This window comes from Burkholderia sp. Ax-1719 (assembly GCF_011753055.1).
Classification (GTDB): domain Bacteria; phylum Pseudomonadota; class Gammaproteobacteria; order Burkholderiales; family Burkholderiaceae; genus Paraburkholderia.
The window spans coordinates 165,124-183,496 of record NZ_VWWJ01000012.1; the positions used below are offsets into that span (position 1 = coordinate 165,124).

The window sequence follows — 18,373 nt, forward strand, 5'->3', positions numbered from 1 at the left end:
TGTGGTTGACGTGGGCGACTCGACGGATCGGGACATCGGTGCTGTTCCACATGACATGGTGGACAGTGCCAATAGAATCAGCATAGCCAGAGAAAGTGAACTTCGAACGGGCATCTGCATGATGCAGTTCCGAGCATTCCTGCAGCTTTAATGAAAATAGAAGATCTACGCGATTTTTTCTGATATCCCAGTTATTGAAGCAGGGGCGAAGCCGGAGTTCAAGGTTCAGTGCACGGCCCGTATGCGTATTGAACGCGGTGCTGCGTGTTGAGTAGCGCGTTTCTGAGAGAAAAGCATCACAACATTTGCTATCACTCGATGTTTTCCCATCGGCCGCTGTCGAGCCTAAGCGGTCCTTCGACTTCTACGAAAACAGCCATTCACGTAAAAACCTTCATGCTGGCCCAGGTTGACGTGTCGCACCCTTTCGGCATACGACCTGTTCAGGGGCGCAAAATGATTGAGCCGCTTGTTTCACCGGCTTCTAGTCGACGCTGCGCTTCAGCTACCTGCGCAAGCGGAAGCGCAGCGCCAATTTTTGCCTTCAGTCCGCTCCGCAATTGCTGGAACGTGGCCAATGCGCCTTCCCGGTAACGTGCAGGATCGGCTATGAAGCGAAATACGCTGGGGCGTGAAAGGGCAATCGAGCGGGCGGGGCCAAGTAGAGAGAGATCGATCGGCCCGGGATCGCCGCTCACCTGACCAATGCTGGCAACCGTTCCGAACGGGCGCACAGTACCGAGCGTCTCAATGAGCGTCTTGCCGCCTATGCCGTCAATTGCGAAATCGACGCCAAGACCGCTTGTGAGTGCCTGGATCTCGCCGACGAGGTCCTGTTCGCGATAGAGAATCGCTTCGTCCAGACCATGCGCTTTCGCCAGTTCCGCCTTCGCGACCGAACCAACCGTGCCGATAACACGGGCGCCTAGCGCTTTCGCCCATTGCACCAGGACGAGACCGAGGCCGCCGGCAGCAGCATGGACCAGCACGGTGTCTCCGGCTTTGACGGGGTAGACACAGGAACACAGCATGTGAGCGGTGATGCCGCGCAGCAGCAGACTGGCCGCTGTTTCGTCGCCGATGTCATCGGGCAGCGGGAGAACGCGGTCGGCGGACATGTTCCGGGCGCTGGCGTAGCTACCGGCAGGTGGGCCGCAGTAGGCGACCCGCTGGCCGGGGTGCAGCGATTCGACGCCGGGACCAATCGCGTCGATGACACCAGCGGCCTCGATACCCAGGACTGCGGGTAGCTCAGGCAGGCGGTAGAGGCCGGTGCGGTGATAAATGTCGACGAAATTGACGCCGATAGCCGCGTGGCGAATTCGAACCTCCCCAGTTGCAGGCGCGGGGAGCATGGTCCCGCGCAGTCTCAGTTTCGAAGTGTCTCCGTATTGCTCGATCGCGGCCTGGACCGCATGAAGCGAAGGCGTATTGGACGCGGCTCTGGAAAGCATGCTTTTCTCCTGGTGATTGATCTGGCAAGCTCATGTTGCACTGGGAAAATTTCACGAACAATTCCAGAAAAATCGTCAATGAGTGTGCAAAAAAACACAGCCAGGTCGCCGTTGGAAATCCCGCGTCTGCAATGGGACGACATCAGGTATTTCTTTGAATTGGCGCGGGTCGGAAGTCTCTCGGGGGCAGCACGTAAGCTGTCGGTCGAACATTCGACGGTCGCCCGGAGGGTCGAGGCGCTGGAGCAGTCTCTGGAGGTGAGGCTGTTTGATCGCTTGCCGAAGGGCTGGTCGCTCACACCAGAGGGCGAAGCATTGGCGAGACAGGCGACGCGCCTCGATGACGAAGCTCAGGCCTTTTCCCGGGCGGCCGTGGGCGTATCTTCGCTAAGAGGTACTGTTCGTATCTCCGCTCCGCCCGTATTGGCGAGCCATCTTCTGGTGCCACGCCTGGCCGCAATACGTTCCCAGTGGATCAATATCGATCTGGAAGTGATAGGCGAGTCGCGTGAAGCAAACCTGGCTCGCGGCGAGGCAGATCTGGCAATTCGCATGTTGAGGCCAACTGCTGCAGGCCTGGTTGCGCGATGCATCGGCGAGATGGGCTATGGCCTTTACGCTGCCAATGGGTATACGGATCGACCGCAGCCGGAATGGGAATTTCTGGGCTATGACGAGGACCTCAGTCAGGTGCCTCAGCAGCGTTGGCTCAATCAGATCGCTGGAAGCCGACGTTTTGCCTTCCGGAGTAATAATCTGGCCGCTTTACTCAATGCCGCCCGCGCAGGGTTAGGCATTGCTGCGCTTCCCTGTTTTCTTGCCGCGGATGACCCAACACTTAGCTTGCTACCAGATCACACTTGCCCGACTGTTCGGCAATTGTGGCTAGTGATGCATCCGGACGTCAAACGCTCGCCCCGTGTTCGGTTGATTGCCGATTTGCTTGTCAATCTGGTCAGCACAACGCCGCGATTATCGCTAAACGGCAAACACGCGTGAACGCTTGAGCGGCAAGGCATCTTTCCGGCCAACTCCAGCCGGCATATCTCACACGCCACGGAAATCAGCGAAGAATCTTTTTCATTGAGTCGAATTTGTCCCGCCTCAATCAATCGCCGATCAAACTCGCGTTTCGACGAATGACCGTCCCCCGCGCACAGCAATTTAAGAATTTTCGGATTTGATAATCGCTCATTCAAGCTCATTTTAGCGAATCTGGGCGAACACCTCATCGCCCCGACTCTCTGGAGTGCGCGATGCGAGACAGCAAGACCGGGCGCGATGTAGCGCGCCTATGCGATACCACCGACCACGGCGGCCGGATTCTTCAAGCCGCGCCGAACCTCACGCACAACGGCCAGCCTGTGGTGCTCGACGGGCATCGCGTGCGATGCCCGCAGTGCGGTGGCGATTTCGAGGTCAAGGCCAGCGGACCGCGTACGCATAACGGCGTGCTAGTCGCGTTCCTGGGCGACAAGACGGGCTGCGGTGCAACCTTGATCACCGCCGCGCCATGATGCACGGTCAGTGGCAGATGCTGGGCATGCGCGGCCCCGCCCTCCCCGCGCATCCAACCATCGGGCCGGGCGGACAACATCGCGCCGGAAGCCTGCTGGTGCCCCGCCGCATCGTGGGCGGCGAGGCGATTGGCGCGTTGTTTGAATACCGCGTCGAGGCAAGCATGCGTGCGGTCATCGCTCCGACGCTCTTCGACATCGACGCGCAGAGTCGTATCGATCTCGACGCCATCATCGGCACTGAAATCGCCTTGACGATCGATCTCGAACGCGTCGACGCAAGATCTGGCAGCGGAAGGCTCAACGCAGAAAGCAGCGGCGCCGGCACGCGCCATATCAACGGGATTATTGCCGGCGCGCGCTCGCTGGGCGCCGTCGGCGATGAAGTCGTCTATGAATTCGTCGTGCGGCCGTCGTTCTGGCTCGCCACGCAGACAACAAATTCGCGCGCATTTAGCGGCCTGATCATCGACATACTTCACGATGTGATGAGCCCCTACGGCCAGCTCGATTGGCGCATCCAGACACTACCCGCGCCCCAGCGCGATTACGTGCGCCAGGCATGGGAAACCGACTGGCAATTCTTCATGCGCCTATGCGAGGAATGGGGCTTCGTCGTCTGGTTCGAGCATGACGAACAGACACATAAGCTGGTGATTGCCGATAACGCAAGTGCGTATCGCAAGCATGAACGCGCCTATGAAACGCTTCGCTATCACACCGGCCGCGGACACATCGATCAGGAGTACATCGAAACCCTGATTCTCAGCAGTACGGTCACGGTCGGCAAAGTGACCGTTCACGATCATAGCTACAGGACGCCGCGCTTAAGCCCTTACGCGACTGCGCTGCGGGAAACGTACGACCAGCCGCGCAACACCCAGAACGCTGACCAGGAAATCTACGCGCGCGCGGACTTCGCGCAACCCGGCACGCGCCGCGACGCGCCCTACGATGAGAGCCAATGGCGCGACGAAGCGCGTCATCTTGCGCGCGTGAAACTGGAGGCATTACAGGGCGAAGGCCTTCGCGCGGAGGCTCGCGGTGCTCTGCGCGGCGTCGAGGCGGGAAGAACACTGTCGGTTTCGCACTATCCGTATGAGGCGGGCAACGGCGAATATCTGGTGATCGGCAGTGATCTGGATATACGCGCAACAAGCACGCTGTCCAGCACGACGCCCGAGTATGAAATCAAGGCGTCATTCATCATGCAGCCCGTGCGCGTGCCTTATCGCATGCCGCAAACCACGCCGCGCCCGGTACTCGGGGAGGAATACGCGGTGATTGTTGGCCCGGAGAATGCTGAGCTATTTCTGGACGAATTCAATCGCGTGCTGGTGCAGTTCGATTGGGATCGTGATGGAAAATACAACGGCAAATCGTGCATCTGGGTACGGCTTGCGACGTCGTGGCAAGGCAACGGAATGGGCACCGTGACGCACGCGCGATGCGGTCAACAAGTGCTGATTGGGTACATGCACGGCGATCCGGACAGGCCGGTCGCGATGTCCTTTGTCGTCGACGAAAACAATCGCCCGCCTTGGAAAATGCCTGCGAATCAAGCGCTAACGGGCATGGTGAGCAAGAGTCTGGGCTATGGCGCGCAGACTAACCATCTGGCGCTAGACGACACACATGGCCGCATGCAGGCGCAGCTAGCGAGCGACCACGGCAGTAGCGGGCTCAGCCTCGGGTATATCACGCGGATCAAAGCCAATGAAGGTCGGCAGGACGCGCGCGGCGAAGGCTTCGAACTGCGTACAGACGGGCATGGTGCGATTCGAGCGGCGCTGGGGATGCTGGTGACGTCGTGGGGTCGTCGCGGCGGCGCGGGCAAGGTCAAGGAACTGGGTGAGACCATCGGCCAGTTGACCGCCGCGCGCGACGTTCACGACGGCGCGGCGCAAGAGGCGCAACGCCACGGGGCGCAGGAGAAGCACGGCGATCAGTCCGAGGTAACGCGCGCGATGAAGGAGGCGAATGCACGGTTGAGGGGAGCGTCGGGGAATGGCGCTGCGGCCTTCCCGGAATTTGAAGCGCCTGACATTGCACTGTCGAGCGCAGCGAATGTGCATGTTGCCGCGAAAGACTGCGTGAATGTAGCGAGCGAAGGACATACGGCCTTCACCGCTGGTGGCCATTTTTCGATTGCCGCCGGCAAATCGTTGTTCGCGTCTGTGCGGGAAAAGATTGCGTTCTATGCGCAAAAGGCCGTGACGCTGGTTACGCCTGGGCCGGTTCGCATCGAATCGATCAATAGTTCGATGGCGCATTCGTCGCTCGGCGATCTGTCCTTAACCAGCACGCGCGGCATCGTGCAGATTGCGGGGAGGAATGGCGTCGATATTGCTTGCGGTGGGACGTTGTTGAGAATCCGTCCTGAAGGCATTACTGGTTTCACTGACGGCAATTTCCTGGTGCACGCGGCTAGCCATGCTACGGACAAACCGCAACCGAAGCCCGTCGATTATCCCGTTACGGCGGATAAGCCTGGCAAGCTCGCGGCGCATCATGTGCTGGTGGAGGATGGTGTTGGCTTCGCGCTTCCTGATCAACCGTATCGACTTTCGCTAGACGATGGACAGGTCATATCGGGTGCAACCAATCATCTAGGTGAACTACAGCCCGTTACAAGTAATTTGATTGCCTTCGGGACGATCGAGCTAAGGGCACAGTGCGATCCCGATAGTGTGATTGGGAGGACCGGTATCACGGTATTCCACGATGCAAATTTTCCTCCGCCTATTGCTACGCAACCGCCTGCGCGCACGGCACAAATCGGTGGCCGGACTGTAAGAACCCCAGAAACTGGCACCACATCCGCGAACCACCCCTCCGAATACTTGAGTTGCGATCCAAATAATTTCGGATTACGAAGCTATCGCTTTATCGCAAACGGGCATGAGGAGCCTGTAAGCATTTACAAGCGCGACGATATTGAATATCAAGTTGCCAAATCCTATACCGACAAGATCAAAGGTACATTGCTGTCGTTAAATTGGGAAAGAATGATTGAAATTGAGCTTGATCAGGCATTCGCGATGATCGCGGAGGCTGTGGCGGGCGCGCTTACCACTGCGCTCCAGTACGGTCCCTTTTCAATTCCGAGCAACGTCTTACCAAAGATATCAATCGCAACGCCAGAGGATATCAAATATTTCAACCTTCACCCTCGCGAAACGCTCGCGGTATTCAGCGCAGATCGTTGGTCAATGATGATCGGTCAAGTGTATCTTGAAAGTGTTCTAAAAGCAGCAAGAAAGAAAATTGAAGCAGAAAAAACAAACGAAGGCGGATCTTCACGCGACGTTCTGTCGTGGGCTGCGAGCGGCCTAGCAAAAACAATTTTTCACGAAGCCCGTCATTGTCAGCAAACTTTTTGGATTACTTCGCTATTTTTCAGCTATCCACAAGACTATGCGCAGTATCACGGAATGGAATTTATGTTCAAGGCGGTCATAAAACCTGAACAACTGAAAGTCGCATCCACGACGCCCTTTCCCAGTGACGAACGTGTAAAAGTTGGCATACATCGTATGCTTATTTTCTACTACTGGTGGCGCGTAGCCTCGTTGAAAGACACAGCCGGTTGGGAACCGCTGGCCGGCGACTTCGATCGGATTCAGCAGGACATTTGCACGCTTCGGGGAGCGACGCCGGAGCAAGCAGCAAAGATGGCGAAGCGCGAAACTGGTTATTACACCCACTACCACGAGGAAGATGCATTTGCGACTGAATACGCTGTTGATCAGTATTGGAATACTCCTAATGGCGCCTTCGTTCTCAACCCAGGGGTTTGCACAAAACAATATGAGCAGCAACTCAAACAAATCGGGGTCATCGGCAATGGATAGGCAACTAACAAGACAAGAGAAAGCAACACTGTTTGATGTGCTTGAAGTAGCTATGCGAGTACTTCGAGATGGTAAGAGCAGCTTCGAAGAAAACTCCAGATTCGGAAAGCAGATACGGAGAAATAACTGGTATGGGTCGCAAACTCGCGAAGATTTAGTTTTTAAAAATGATAATATTCCTAGAGCGGAGATTCTGGTAACTACGCAAGACGATCCGCTTGACTACACAGATGATCGAAATGCCGTTCCAATTATTCCATCGGAATTTGAAGCGCACTTCGCTTCTCCTGTTACTGGAGTCTCGATTGACGAAATAAAAAACGCTTTAAACGTTGAGGACTTCTGGGCGGATGAAAGCGGACATAAATATGTTTATCCTCCGGGCGGCCTGCAAATCTCCCCTCGCGGGACCGTCTTTTCGTACCGATATAGTGCAAAGCAGACTTCAGAGATGCGATTCGAGGTCACCGCTTCTATTACTTATCTCGCGCCAGACAAGACAGACGCTTCTGATGGCGTCCGTTGGCTTAATAACATCACTCTGACGCGCGACTACCCATACCTCACGCCAGAGATGCGCAAACAAAAGCGCGAAGAAGCGACAGCGCGCGGGCAGGCTGCATATGGTCAAAGCAAGGGTACAAGCCAATGAGAAAGCTTGCTCACTTCGATTCGACCATTGCCGATTTATTTCCTAATTTTGCTCAAACCTTCCCCGCCAGATGAAACCGCGACGCCGCGTGCCACAACTGCACTGACGTCGCCACCACTTCGCCCACCCACGTACGGCGCTCGACCATCAAACACGGCTCGCCGATTTCGATATCCAGGTGATGGCGCACATAGGCCTCGGGCTTACGTGCATAGATGCGAAACTCCGCGCGCTGTATCGGCGCGAGACGCACCATGTAATGATTCGGCGTTTCGCTCGTAAAATCGTGCTGTAAATACAGAGGAAACAGCGTCGGATTCACAAATCGGTCTTCATACTGAATCGCCTCGCCTTCCTCGAAATGCACGATGCGCGAGTGAAACACAGGCCCGTGCGCCACACCCAGCGAAGCAAGCGCGGCCGCATCGTCGCTAGTTTGCAGCGCAAGCACCCGCGCCGTGTGCCGATGCCCGCGCGCCGCAATTTCATCGGCGATATTGCGGATCTCAAGCACCGTCGATTCATAGTCGCGCGGCGCGACGAAGGTGCCCGATCCCTGCACGCGCGTCAGCACGCCTTCGTTCGTGAGTTCGCGCAGCGCGCGCGACACGGTCATGCGCGCGACGCCAAACTCTTTCACCAGCACCGTTTCAGACGGAATCGCATCGCCCGGCTTCCAGGTGCCGTTTTCGACACGCTCCAGCACGTATCGTTTGATCTGCTCGTAAGGCGGCGCCGTGCGGCGGGTCGTGGCGGTGCGGCGCGTATCGGCGGCGGCGAGCGTTGTGGCGTCGAAGTTCATCGTCGTGGCGGCGCGGTGCGTGGTGCGTCAGTGTCCGACCGCGTCGGCCAGCGCGTCATTAGCCGATGGCGCTGCGCCTGACGCAACTTCATGCAACGCGGGCTGCGGCGCACACGCCGGGCGCTCGATCGGCAAATGCGCGTCGAGCGGTCCCGGCAGCGGCGGCGGCCCGCCATCGGCGATCATGCGGAAGGCCACCGACATATCGCCCGCCAGCGGGCGATCGTCGCCATAAGTCGGCAACACGGTGCGAATGCGGCCATAGAGCGCCTCCGTGTAGGGCGCGCGAATGGCATCGACGGGTTGCAGGTCGTACGCTTGCGCAGCGGCCAGCAATTCGATGCCGAGAATGCGGCTGCTGTTCTCGATCACGGCCAGCGCCTTGAGCGCGGCTGGCGTGGCGTGGCACAGGTGATCTTCCTGGAGGCCCGAGGTCACGCCGCCGTCGAGGCTCGCAGGCGCGGCGTCGCGACGGTTCTGCGCGACCAGCGAGGCCGCCGTGTACTGCGCGATCATAAAGCCCGAACGCGTGCCGCCCGCGTGCGCGAGGAACGCGGGCAGGCCGCTCACGAGTGGGTTGACGAGGCGGTCAAGGCGGCGCTCGGCCATCGCCGCAACCTGAGCGACGGCGGCGGCGAGGCTATCCATCGCCAGCGCGATGGACGCGCCCACCGCGTGCGCCTGCGAGAACACCTGCGGCGCGTCCGGCGTGCCGTCGACGATGGGGTTGTCGGTGACGGACGCCAGTTCGCGGTTCACCACTTCGGCGGTGGCCGCGAGCACGTCGCGCGCTGCGCCATGCACGTGCGGAATCGTGCGCATGCTCAACGGGTCCTGCGTGCGGCGGCCAAGCGCGGCGGCCAGCAGCCCGCTATCGGCGAGCGCCGCGCGCATGCGCTCGCCAACCTGCGCGAGACCCGGCGAGACACGATAAGCAAGCGACTGCGCATCGAACGCGGCCATCTGCCCGCCGAGATTTTCGAAGCTCATCGCCGCCACGGCGTCGGCCCAGTCGAGCAGACGTTGCGCGCGTTCCAGCGCCAGCGCGGCCAGGCCCGTCACGCAGGGCGTGCCGTTCACGAGGCTCAAGCCTTCCTTCGCCTGCAGCGCGAGCGGTTGCAGGCCGAGCCGTTCGAGCGCTTCTGCGCCGCTCAATCGCTCGCCATGCCAACGGACATGGCCTGCGCCCACGCAAACGAGCGCAATATGCGCCATGTGGCTCAGATAGCCCACCGAGCCGAACGCCGGCACTTCGGGCAGGCAATCGGCTTCGAGTAGCGCTTCCAGTTGCGCGACCAGTTCCACGCGCACGCCCGAATGGCCGTGAGCGAAGTTATTGATTGCGGCCGCCATGATTGCGCGCGTTTCCTGCGCGCCCAGTGGCGTGCCCACGCCTACCGCGTGGCTCATCAGGATATTGTGCGAGAGATCGTGTTGCTCAGCTGGCGACACCACCACGTCGCACAGCGCGCCCACGCCCGTATTCACGCCATAGGCGCGAATGCCGCGCACGACGATCTGCTCAACCAGTTCGCGCGCCGCGCGAATGCGCGCGCGGGCCTCATCGGCGAGTTGCAACGGCGCGCCCGCAGCAACGGCGGCGATATCGCGCCACACGAGCGGGCGTTCGGAACGGATGACGGCCATGTTCAGGATACCTTGCTATTTGCGAATTTCGTTGTAACGCGTGTTCAGTGTGCGTTGCGATCCTGGTGGCTCGATACGAACTGGCGGAAGCGCTCCGACTTCAGTTCGCCGAACACTTCCTGCGGCGTGCCGTCCGCATCAACAAGTCCCTGATGCAGGAACATCACGCGATTCGATACATGCTTCGCGAAGCCCATCTCGTGCGTGACAACCAGCATCGTGCGGCCTTCTTCCGCGAGCGCGCGCATCACGCGCAGCACTTCGCCCACGAGTTCGGGGTCAAGCGCGGAGGTCGGTTCGTCGAACAGCATGACCTTCGGATGCATCGCCAGCGCGCGGGCAATCGCCACGCGCTGCTGCTGGCCACCCGAAAGATGCGCAGGATAGTGGCCGCGTTTATCGGCCAGGCCCACCTTGGCGAGCAACGCTTCGCCTTCTTCGATCGCTTCGGCGCGGCTGCGTTTGAGCACGCGCATCGGCCCTTCGATGAGGTTTTCCATCACGGTCATATGCGACCAGAGATTGAAGTTCTGGAACACCATGCCAAGTTGCGAGCGCACGCGGTCCACCTGACGGCGATCTTCCGGCTGCAGCTTGCCATCGCGGCGACGCTTCATCTTGAGCGCTTCGCCTTCGAGCGCGACGGTGCCGTCGTCGGGCATTTCCAGCAGGTTCAGGCAGCGCAGGAACGTGCTCTTGCCCGAACCGCTCGCGCCGAGAATCGAAATGACGTCGCCTTTGTGCGCGTCGAGCGAGATGCCCTTCAGGACGTGATGATCGCCAAAGGACTTGTGAATGTTCCTGACGGACAGGGCGACCGGTGCGGCTGCGTTCATGGATAACTCCGTAAATTCGATCAGGACAGCCGTTCAGGAGGCGGCGCGAGGGGTTTCGAGCGACGTCAGCTTGCGCGCGGGTGCGCTGGGCGCGGCGCGCAGATGGCGCGACAGTCGCTTTTCCAGCAGGCCGATCAGTCGAACGATGATGAAGTTGAGCGCGAGATAGATCAGCGCCGCACAGGTGAACACCTCAGTCGTGCGATAGGTTTGCTGAATGATCTGCTGCGCCACGCCAGTCACTTCCCAGACCGTCACGAGACTCGCGAGCGCGGTGGACTTCACCAGCAGCACGGCTTCGGTCGAGTAGGCGGGCAGGCACTGGCGCAAGGCGATTGGGCCGATCACGCGGCGCAGCAGTGAAAAGCCCGAGAGCCCGATCGAATACCCCGCCTCGATCTGGCCAACCGGCACGGCCATCAGACCGCCGCGAATGATTTCCGCCGTGTAGCCCGCCGTGCACAGCGCGAGCGACAGCACGGCGCAGACATAAGGTTCGCGCAAGACCGGCCACAGAAAGCTCTCGCGAATCACGCCAAATTGGCCCAGGCCGTAATAGACGAGAAACATCTGGATCAGCAGCGGCGAGCCGCGAAACACCAGGATATACGCGCGTGCGAAGCGGTTGGGCAGCCAGTGCGGCGAGACGCGCATGGCCACGATCACGAGCGAGAGCAGACCGCCCAGCACGAGCGAGGCGAAGAACAGTTCGAGCGTGGTCGGCACGGCTGCGATCAACTGGCGCAGCGTGTCGAGCAGGAAGTCGATGTCGATATGCATGTCGGAATCCGCGGCAGGTTCAGTTACGCGCGAAATTGCGCTTGAAGGAGCGGGCCACATACGCTTCCGCGCGGCCGAAAATGCGGTTCGACACGCCCGTCATCGCCAGATACAGCGCGCCGCCAGCAACGAAGAAGAGGAAGTATTGGTGCGTCGAACCTGCGGCCACCTGACTTGCGCGCAGCAATTCAGCAAGACCCGTGACGGAAATCAGTGCGGAGTCCTTGAGACTCAATTGCCACACGTTGCCGATGCCAGGCAATGCGAAGCGGAATACCTGCGGAATCAGGATCCGTCGCGCCATCGTCAGCATCGGCATGCCGATCGCGCGTGCGGCTTCGAGTTCGCCGCGCGACACCGCCAGCACCGCGGCGCGATAGACCTCGGCCTGATACGCGCCCGAAATCATGCCCACGGCAACCGCGCCAATCGCAAACGGCGGCACGCCGACAAAGCCATCGGCGCCAAACAGTTGACCGATGCTGGTCACGAGCGCCGATCCGCCGAAGTAGAACAGATAGATGACGAGCAGCTCGGGCACGCCGCGAAACACGGTGGTATAGCAATCGCCGATGATGCGCAGCACGCGAAAGCGCGAGAGCTTGGCTGCCGCGATCAGGCCGCCGAACACCGCACCCAGCGCGAGCGCCGCGATGGTGAGCACGACCGTCATGAGTGCGCCGAGCAGCAGCACGCCGCCCCAGCCCTCGGCGCCGAAGCCGAGCATTTCGATCACTGACATGATGACTACCTCGAACGAACAAGCGGGATCAGGCGCGGGAGGCCTCGCGTTTCAGGCCTCCCGAAAAATGCCCGTGGAATTAAGGCGTGACGTCGGTCTTGAACCACTTGAGTGCGAGCTTCTTGACCGTGCCATCGGCCTGCGCCGCGGCGATGGCGGTGTCGAACTTCGCCTTGAGGTCGGTGTCCTGCTTGCGGAAGGCGAGTCCTTCACCCGGGCCCCAGACCGGACCGGCGATCTGCGGCCCAGCCATCACGATGCTGCTGGAATCGGGCTTGCCTGCCGTGGCCGCGTAGTAGGTGACGTCGTCGAACGAGGCGTCGATGCGGCCATTGGCCAGATCGAGATCGCGCTCGGGCGAGGTCTTGTAGACGCGGATCGAGGCGACGTCCTTGAAGTTGTCGTTCACGAAGCGCGTGTAGATCGTGCCCGACTGCAGGCCGATGGTTTTGCCCTTGAGCGCCTTGCGCAGGCCGTCGATGGCGGGCAGATTGCTGCGCGCGTCGTTGTCGAGTTTCACCTGGCTCGCGTTCGTGCCGGCCTTCGGCAGGATCTTGGTGTCGGACACGGCGAAGGTGGCGGGGGTGGCGGCATAGGGCTTCGAGAATGCGAGGATCTTTTCCCGGTCGGGCGTGATCGAAATCGCATCCATCAGGACATCGAACTTACCGGCCTGGAGGCCCGGAATCATGCCGTCCCAGTCCTGCGTAACCAGATTGCACTGCAGTTGCGCACGAGCGCAGAGATTGGCGACGAGTTCCGGTTCGAAGCCGCCGAGCTTGCCGCCCGGCAGCGTCAGGTTCCACGGCGCGTAGCTGCCGTCGAGAGCGATCGTCACCGTCTTCCATTCCTTCGCGCTGGCGTTGCCGCCTGCCAGCAGCGCCGCGCCGAAGGCGGCTCCGATCAGGGCCTTGAACAGTCTGGTGCACTTCACCTGCATGTCGCCACTCCTTGTAGTCGAGCTAACCGTGATGAGGCGGGCGCACCGTGTGGCCCGTCCGTGTTGTCTAGACAAGATTGAGGCAACAAAATGCAGGACGCAAGCGCTTTTCAATAAAAACGGGGCGATCCAGGGAATGCCCTGGCAATCCTCTGTAAATGCACCGGAACGGCGCATTCCGTCGACCAATGGGGTGTCATTTCGGTGAATTGAAGCCCTTCGAATACGAATCAGCAATCCGAGAACGCTTCGAGTTAACTAGACGACTTAACGCGTACGATGCCCAGCGGGCGCTGCCGCCGCCGGGCGGTGTCATCGCGAGGTCATGCAAGAAAGCCATCGTTTCGCCGACACTCACCGACACTCACCCTGCAAAACTTGCAGCGCGGCGTGCAGGCGCACGCGTGCTCGCGCTGTCCAGTCACGAGGCGATTCGACATGACGAAAAAGAATATTCCCGAGGCACCGTTCACCGACACCGCCAGCGGCGTTTCCCGCCGCGGCTTTCTGAAGCTCGCCGGCGCCTCCGGGTTTGCGAGTGCGGCAGGCGCGGCAGCGGCGCTTGGCGGCGTCGCCAAAGCCGATACGACCACGCCCGACGGCACGCCCGAGCAGATCCACCTCACCTGGGGCGCGGACCCGACGAGCGAAGTCGTGGTCTCGTGGGCGTCGCTTGCGGCGGCCACGCATCCGCGCGTGACCTATACGTCCGATCGCGGCCGCCGCGAACACGCCGATGCGATCCAGCGTACCTACACGGACGGCCTAACGGGCGTGGTCGTGTTCACCTACCACGCGCGCCTGAGCGGTCTGCACGCGGACACGACCTATCGCTACGAAGTCACCGCCGATAACGATAGCCACGCCGGCAACCCGTTCAGCGCAAGCTTCAAGACCGCGCCGCGCGGGCGCAAGGCCTTCCGCTTCACGAGCTACGGCGACCTCGCCACACCGAACACGGGCTGGGTGCTCTCATCGCCGCAAAGCCGCTTCGCCGTGGAAGCCGTCGAGCGCTTCCAGCCGCTCTTTCACCTGCTCAACGGCGACCTCTGCTATGCGAACCTGAATCCCACGCACCAGACCGAGGTGTGGCGCGATTTCGGCAACAACAGCCAGACTTCGGCATCGAATCGTCCGTGGATGCCTTGCCCCGGCAATCACGAGATCGAGTTCTACAACGGCCCGCAGGGGCTGGATTCGTATCTCACGCGTTATACGCTGCCTGACAACGGCACGCGCTTCGCGGGCCGCTGGTACAGCTTCCGCGTGAGCAACGTGCTGTTCGTTTCCCTCGATGCCGACGACGTGGTCTATCAGGACGCGGCGGCCTTCGTGGCCGGCCCCGCGCCGCTCGTGCCGGCCGCCAGCACGGGCAATGCGCCGATCGCCGCGGGCACGTCGTTCTACGTGCGCGGCTACAGCAACGGCGAGCAGACGCGCTGGCTGGAAAAGACGCTGCATCATGCGTCGAAGGACGACGACATCGACTGGATCGTCGTGCAGATGCATCAGGACGCGCTCAGTTCGTCGAAGACGGGCAATGGCTCGGACAAGGGTATCCGCGAGGCGTGGCTGCCGCTGTTCGACCGCTACGGCGTGGATCTGGTGGTGTGCGGCCACGATCACGATTACGAGCGCAGCTATCCGGTGCGCGGCTGCAATCACCATGCGGGCGTGGACGCGAAAACGGGCGAGCCGGTCGATACGCTGCAGCCGAAGCCCGTGCCCCACGCGCAACTCACGCAGGCGGGCGCCAACACCTTCGACACGAGCCACGGCACCATCCACCTGATTCTCGGCGGCGGAGGCACCAGCGCGCCGCTCGACGTCTATGGCGTGGATATCGGCAACGGCAATCCGCAGGCGCAGATCTTCACGAAGTCGAACCGGCCGATTCCGAATACGGCGGCGACGGCCGCGCCGGGTTCGTATGTGCGGCCCGGCGCCGATGCGCTGGAAGACGCGATCTGGTCCGCGCAGCGCGATACGGGTACCGGTTATGGGATTGCCGTGTTCGACGTGGACCCGGGCGAGCACGGCGGCAAGACCACCATCACGATGAACTACTATCACGCGCCGGGCGCCGACCAGACGCCCACGCCGAACTACGAGCTCTTCGAGACGGTGACGTTGACGAAGTCGCGCGGCTAGGGCGCGCGATCTCGCGCAACGCGGCGGCGTCCGGTCACGGTTTCAGACCATTCAGACGAGACCGGGCGCCGCCGCCTGCAGCACGTCCACGCGTTTGGGCACGAGCCCGAGTTCGTGGAAGGTATCGGCAATGACTTGCTGTTCGCCGAGGATCGGCTTCGTGATCGTGACCGTGCCAAATTCGGTGCGATCGATGGCCTGCTGCACGATCGGCGCGGGCAAACCCCACAGTTTCGCCAGTTCCGCCGAATACTCCGTGCGATGGGTCTTGCCCCATTCGTCGGTCTTCGAGATTTCGTCGACGACGATGCGAATCACGTCCGGATTCTGGCGCGCGAAGTTCTGCGACGAAAAGTAAAAGCCACGATTGCCGTCTACCGACGTCGCGTCGGCGAGCAGGCGCGCGCCCAGCGTTGCCTGCGCGGCTGCATAAAACGGATCCCAGATCACCCACGCGTCGATCGAACCATTCTCGAAGGCCGCACGCGCGTCGGGCGGGGAAAGGAAAACGGGGCGGATGTCGCCGTAATCGAGGCCGTGCTTGCGCAGCAGTTGCACGAGGAAAAAGTGCACATTGCTGGCGCGGTTGAACGCAACGCGTTTGCCATTGAGATCCGCCACCTCGCGCAAGGGCGAGTTGCCCGGCACGATCACGGCTTCCGAGCGCGGGCGCGGCAGCGTCGCGGCCACATAGGCGAGCGGCGCACCGGCGGCCTGCGCGAAGATGGGCGGTGCGTCGCCCACGTCGCCGAAATCGATCGAGCCCACATTGAGCGCTTCGAGTTGCACCGGTCCTGCGTTGAATTCGGTCCAGGTGACGTTGACGCCCAGCGGCGCGAGACGCTTTTCCAGCGATCCACGGCCCTTGAGCAGGCTCAGCGCACCCTTCTGGTTACCGATGCGCAGCACGCGCGGCGTGGGGGCCGCCAATGCGCCTGACGCATGCAGGCCGGGGAGCGCTGCGGCGGCAGCGCCCAGCGAGAGTTTGAGAAAGTCGCGGCGTGTGCTCATGGGATCGGTTCTGACTCGTTATGACAGGTTCAACCGATTCTACGAAGCGCGCCGCCAAAGCCTAACGATGGAGTTTTCCGATTGAAATCAGCGTGAGGACTAAGTGCCCGCCTGGCGGGTACGCGCCGCGGCCTTTCCTGTCCATTAGTTTCCCTGTCATCGAACAGACCGTTCAATGTGATACCGTGGGTGTTCAGAGCCAGCAGAACGTTTCGGTCGAACATCAGAAGGATGCTCATGGAATTCAACAATGGCGCTGTACTCGAAGCTCTTCGACTTGCCTTGCATCGACAGATCCCCTGGCACAAGCGTCCGGCCATTTTTACGGCGCTTCGCTCGCAAGGTCTGATCCAGATCGTGGATCAGAAACCGCCTCCCAGCACGCGTTACCTTCCCCCCTTGCAGATTGCCACGCTGACCGTTAAGGGTCAGAGCGAAATTAACCGCATCGAAGCCTCCAGCCATGTTTCCGGTTGGCTGGATGACGACTACTTCGCAACGTTTCTTGCACAGGTTGCGTTCGCCTGAAAACGCTTTAGCGCGCGCTTCACGTTTCACACCGCACACCACGACTCGGGGCGACGATCGCGCGCCCGCCCCGACCGTCGCCTTAAGGCCATTGCGCCAACTCTTTCAACGATTCCTCGCGTCTGGATAAACACTTCTTCATGATCCTGCATCGGGTTCGATAGGCTGACCTAACTATTCTCTCGTCACCGGGATGCGATCTACCGCATTCACAAACCGGTCAACGAATACGTTCTCTGGAGGATAGTTCCATGAAGTCGCTCATGCTCGTCGCTGCATTCGCCGGCGCAATCGTCACCACGTCCGCTTTCGCCCAGACCGCGCCGTCGCAGACCAGCCAGCCGGCCACGTCGACCCAGGTCGCAATGAACAACACGGCCACCGCATTCAACAACGACAACGGCGGTTGGGTACCGCCTTATGGTCAACCGGTGCATCAGAAGACGCGCGCCGAGGTCTACCATGAACTCGTGCAAGCCGAGCAGGATGGTCAGCTCGCATATCTGAATTCCACGCTCTACGCGCATTAAGCCCTTGTTTTGCAGGCTTGTTGCGTTTCTCGCGCGACGCACGCTGCACGATTCAGGTCCATGCGAAAGCGGCACGCTCAGGCGTGCCGCTTTGCTTTTTGCGCGACAGGTACACGGGTGCTGAGTCGCATGTGACCTGAGATCCCATAGGCGGTTACCTTTGGTTCAGGCGATGCGTTTGAGGGTATCCGACGCTGTCACGCGGATTTAGGCAGCGTGAGTTGATAGCCGTATCGGCTGATGGTTTCGATGCGCACTTCGATGGCCTCTCGTTCGAGCTTGCGACGCAGCCGCGAGACCACGAGGTTCACCGTCGATGGATCGATATCGTCTTTCTCGGGCCACGCATAGCGGATCATCTGATCGCGCGGCACGGGCATGTTCGGCTGGCGCAGCAGGCATTCGACCAGCAGATATTCGCGGCGCGTGAGTTCGGCGCGGCGCGCGCCTTCGACGATCTCGCGCGTGCTCGCGTCGAGCAGCGGCGCAATGGCGTCGCTATCGGCGAGCGTCTGCGGACCCAGCGCGCCCAGCGTCGTGTGCGTGACCGGCGCAGCGCCCGTGCGCAGCAGCGCGAGCATGCGCTCATGCATTTCGATGAACGAGAACGGGTAGCGAAAGCACGCGTCAGCGCCTGCGCGCAGCAATTGCGAGCGCGCCTGGGCACTCGCCTCGATGCCGAGCACGGCGATGATGGTCGCACCGTTGGTCGCCTGGGCGAAGCGGGGGAGGAGCGTGAGCAACTCGGGCAGCATCGCGCCGTCGAGCGCCACGGCAATGACCGCATCGAACGATTCTTCGCCCGCGATATAGAGACCGTCGCGTAGTTCTTCCGCGCGTTGCAGGCTATGAGCGCTTTCCTGCAGGGCCTTTTGCAGCCAGGCGCCTTCGGCATGGCACGGCGAGATGAGGAGAATGCGCATGGGATA

16 protein-coding genes are annotated in these 18,373 nt (G+C 60.9%); 7 read left to right on the forward strand and 9 right to left on the reverse strand.

Annotation, left to right across the window (positions count from 1 at the left end):
* Positions 1–443: 443 nt before the first annotated feature.
* Entirely contained in the window at positions 444–1,454 is a 1,011-nt protein-coding gene (locus F3J17_RS21360) for a quinone oxidoreductase (protein WP_167063258.1), read from the reverse strand.
* Positions 1,455–1,532: 78 nt separating this feature from the next.
* Between F3J17_RS21360 and F3J17_RS21365 the strand changes: the two genes are divergently transcribed.
* From F3J17_RS21365 to F3J17_RS21380, 4 genes are all read left to right on the forward strand, one after another.
* Positions 1,533–2,453, forward strand: coding sequence for a LysR family transcriptional regulator (locus tag F3J17_RS21365; RefSeq protein WP_167063261.1), 921 nt, complete (start codon positions 1,533–1,535; stop codon positions 2,451–2,453).
* Positions 2,454–2,710: 257 nt separating this feature from the next.
* Positions 2,711–2,971 carry a PAAR domain-containing protein gene (locus tag F3J17_RS21370; protein ID WP_167063265.1) on the forward strand — a complete coding sequence of 87 codons (261 nt, stop codon included), beginning with the start codon at positions 2,711–2,713 and terminating at the stop codon, positions 2,969–2,971.
* Entirely contained in the window at positions 2,968–6,825 is a 3,858-nt protein-coding gene (tssI, locus tag F3J17_RS21375) for a type VI secretion system Vgr family protein (protein WP_167063268.1), read from the forward strand. Before F3J17_RS21370 ends, tssI begins: the two co-directional genes overlap by 4 nt.
* The gene (locus F3J17_RS21380) at positions 6,782–7,477 is read left to right on the forward strand and encodes a hypothetical protein (protein ID WP_205194890.1); all 696 of its coding nucleotides are present in this window, start codon (positions 6,782–6,784) and stop codon (positions 7,475–7,477) included. The genes tssI and F3J17_RS21380 overlap by 44 nt, the downstream gene beginning before the upstream one ends.
* Before the next feature lie 52 nt (positions 7,478–7,529).
* Here F3J17_RS21380 and hutC read toward each other — a convergent pair whose 3' ends face one another.
* The 6 genes from hutC to F3J17_RS21410 form a co-directional block, all read right to left on the reverse strand.
* Positions 7,530–8,279 carry a histidine utilization repressor gene (hutC, locus tag F3J17_RS21385; RefSeq protein WP_167063274.1) on the reverse strand — a complete coding sequence of 250 codons (750 nt, stop codon included), beginning with the start codon at positions 8,277–8,279 and terminating at the stop codon, positions 7,530–7,532.
* A gap of 27 nt (positions 8,280–8,306) precedes the next feature.
* The gene (gene hutH / locus F3J17_RS21390; protein WP_167063277.1) at positions 8,307–9,926 is read right to left on the reverse strand and encodes a histidine ammonia-lyase; all 1,620 of its coding nucleotides are present in this window, start codon (positions 9,924–9,926) and stop codon (positions 8,307–8,309) included.
* 44 nt (positions 9,927–9,970) lie between these two features.
* Complete coding sequence (locus F3J17_RS21395) at positions 9,971–10,762, reverse strand: ATP-binding cassette domain-containing protein (RefSeq protein ID WP_167063280.1); 792 nt, start codon at positions 10,760–10,762, stop codon at positions 9,971–9,973.
* 33 nt (positions 10,763–10,795) lie between these two features.
* Complete coding sequence (locus F3J17_RS21400) at positions 10,796–11,542, reverse strand: ABC transporter permease subunit (RefSeq protein WP_167063283.1); 747 nt, start codon at positions 11,540–11,542, stop codon at positions 10,796–10,798.
* 19 nt (positions 11,543–11,561) lie between these two features.
* Positions 11,562–12,284: an ABC transporter permease subunit gene (locus F3J17_RS21405; RefSeq protein ID WP_167063286.1), complete on the reverse strand. Its 723-nt coding sequence runs from the start codon at positions 12,282–12,284 to the stop codon at positions 11,562–11,564.
* A 79-nt stretch (positions 12,285–12,363) separates the two neighbouring features.
* Positions 12,364–13,224, reverse strand: coding sequence for a transporter substrate-binding domain-containing protein (locus F3J17_RS21410; RefSeq protein ID WP_167063289.1), 861 nt, complete (start codon positions 13,222–13,224; stop codon positions 12,364–12,366).
* A 438-nt stretch (positions 13,225–13,662) separates the two neighbouring features.
* Between F3J17_RS21410 and F3J17_RS21415 the strand changes: the two genes are divergently transcribed.
* The gene (locus F3J17_RS21415; protein WP_167063292.1) at positions 13,663–15,375 is read left to right on the forward strand and encodes a metallophosphoesterase family protein; all 1,713 of its coding nucleotides are present in this window, start codon (positions 13,663–13,665) and stop codon (positions 15,373–15,375) included.
* Between the two features lie 51 nt (positions 15,376–15,426).
* Here F3J17_RS21415 and F3J17_RS21420 read toward each other — a convergent pair whose 3' ends face one another.
* Positions 15,427–16,386: a sulfonate ABC transporter substrate-binding protein gene (locus F3J17_RS21420; RefSeq protein WP_167063295.1), complete on the reverse strand. Its 960-nt coding sequence runs from the start codon at positions 16,384–16,386 to the stop codon at positions 15,427–15,429.
* Positions 16,387–16,623: 237 nt separating this feature from the next.
* Here F3J17_RS21420 and F3J17_RS21425 point away from each other — a divergent pair, with 237 nt between their 5' ends.
* Both F3J17_RS21425 and F3J17_RS21430 read left to right on the forward strand, forming a co-directional pair.
* Positions 16,624–16,914, forward strand: a complete 291-nt coding sequence (locus F3J17_RS21425) for a hypothetical protein (RefSeq protein WP_167063298.1) — start codon at positions 16,624–16,626, stop codon at positions 16,912–16,914.
* 251 nt (positions 16,915–17,165) lie between these two features.
* Positions 17,166–17,444, forward strand: coding sequence for a DUF4148 domain-containing protein (locus F3J17_RS21430; RefSeq protein ID WP_167063302.1), 279 nt, complete (start codon positions 17,166–17,168; stop codon positions 17,442–17,444).
* A 197-nt stretch (positions 17,445–17,641) separates the two neighbouring features.
* Here F3J17_RS21430 and F3J17_RS21435 read toward each other — a convergent pair whose 3' ends face one another.
* Positions 17,642–18,367 (reverse strand): response regulator transcription factor, encoded by a 726-nt coding sequence (locus tag F3J17_RS21435; RefSeq protein WP_167063305.1) that lies wholly within the window; start codon positions 18,365–18,367, stop codon positions 17,642–17,644.
* Positions 18,368–18,373 lie beyond the last annotated feature (6 nt).

What these genes read in the sequence shown, in the direction of transcription:
- F3J17_RS21430 (WP_167063302.1), top strand. Translation starts at nt 17,166, where the DNA reads ATGAAGTCGCTCATGCTCGTCGCTGCATTCGCCGGCGCAATCGTCACC.
- F3J17_RS21365 (WP_167063261.1), top strand. Translation starts at nt 1,533, where the DNA reads ATGAGTGTGCAAAAAAACACAGCCAGGTCGCCGTTGGAAATCCCGCGT.
- F3J17_RS21370 (WP_167063265.1), top strand. Translation starts at nt 2,711, where the DNA reads ATGCGAGACAGCAAGACCGGGCGCGATGTAGCGCGCCTATGCGATACC.
- F3J17_RS21405 (WP_167063286.1), bottom strand. Translation starts at nt 12,284, where the DNA reads ATGTCAGTGATCGAAATGCTCGGCTTCGGCGCCGAGGGCTGGGGCGGC.
- F3J17_RS21425 (WP_167063298.1), top strand. Translation starts at nt 16,624, where the DNA reads ATGGAATTCAACAATGGCGCTGTACTCGAAGCTCTTCGACTTGCCTTG.
- F3J17_RS21410 (WP_167063289.1), bottom strand. Translation starts at nt 13,224, where the DNA reads ATGCAGGTGAAGTGCACCAGACTGTTCAAGGCCCTGATCGGAGCCGCC.
- F3J17_RS21415 (WP_167063292.1), top strand. Translation starts at nt 13,663, where the DNA reads ATGACGAAAAAGAATATTCCCGAGGCACCGTTCACCGACACCGCCAGC.
- F3J17_RS21400 (WP_167063283.1), bottom strand. Translation starts at nt 11,542, where the DNA reads ATGCATATCGACATCGACTTCCTGCTCGACACGCTGCGCCAGTTGATC.
- F3J17_RS21420 (WP_167063295.1), bottom strand. Translation starts at nt 16,386, where the DNA reads ATGAGCACACGCCGCGACTTTCTCAAACTCTCGCTGGGCGCTGCCGCC.
- F3J17_RS21380 (WP_205194890.1), top strand. Translation starts at nt 6,782, where the DNA reads ATGAGCAGCAACTCAAACAAATCGGGGTCATCGGCAATGGATAGGCAA.
- hutH (WP_167063277.1), bottom strand. Translation starts at nt 9,926, where the DNA reads ATGGCCGTCATCCGTTCCGAACGCCCGCTCGTGTGGCGCGATATCGCC.
- F3J17_RS21435 (WP_167063305.1), bottom strand. Translation starts at nt 18,367, where the DNA reads ATGCGCATTCTCCTCATCTCGCCGTGCCATGCCGAAGGCGCCTGGCTG.
- tssI (WP_167063268.1), top strand. Translation starts at nt 2,968, where the DNA reads ATGATGCACGGTCAGTGGCAGATGCTGGGCATGCGCGGCCCCGCCCTC.
- F3J17_RS21360 (WP_167063258.1), bottom strand. Translation starts at nt 1,454, where the DNA reads ATGCTTTCCAGAGCCGCGTCCAATACGCCTTCGCTTCATGCGGTCCAG.
- hutC (WP_167063274.1), bottom strand. Translation starts at nt 8,279, where the DNA reads ATGAACTTCGACGCCACAACGCTCGCCGCCGCCGATACGCGCCGCACC.
- F3J17_RS21395 (WP_167063280.1), bottom strand. Translation starts at nt 10,762, where the DNA reads ATGAACGCAGCCGCACCGGTCGCCCTGTCCGTCAGGAACATTCACAAG.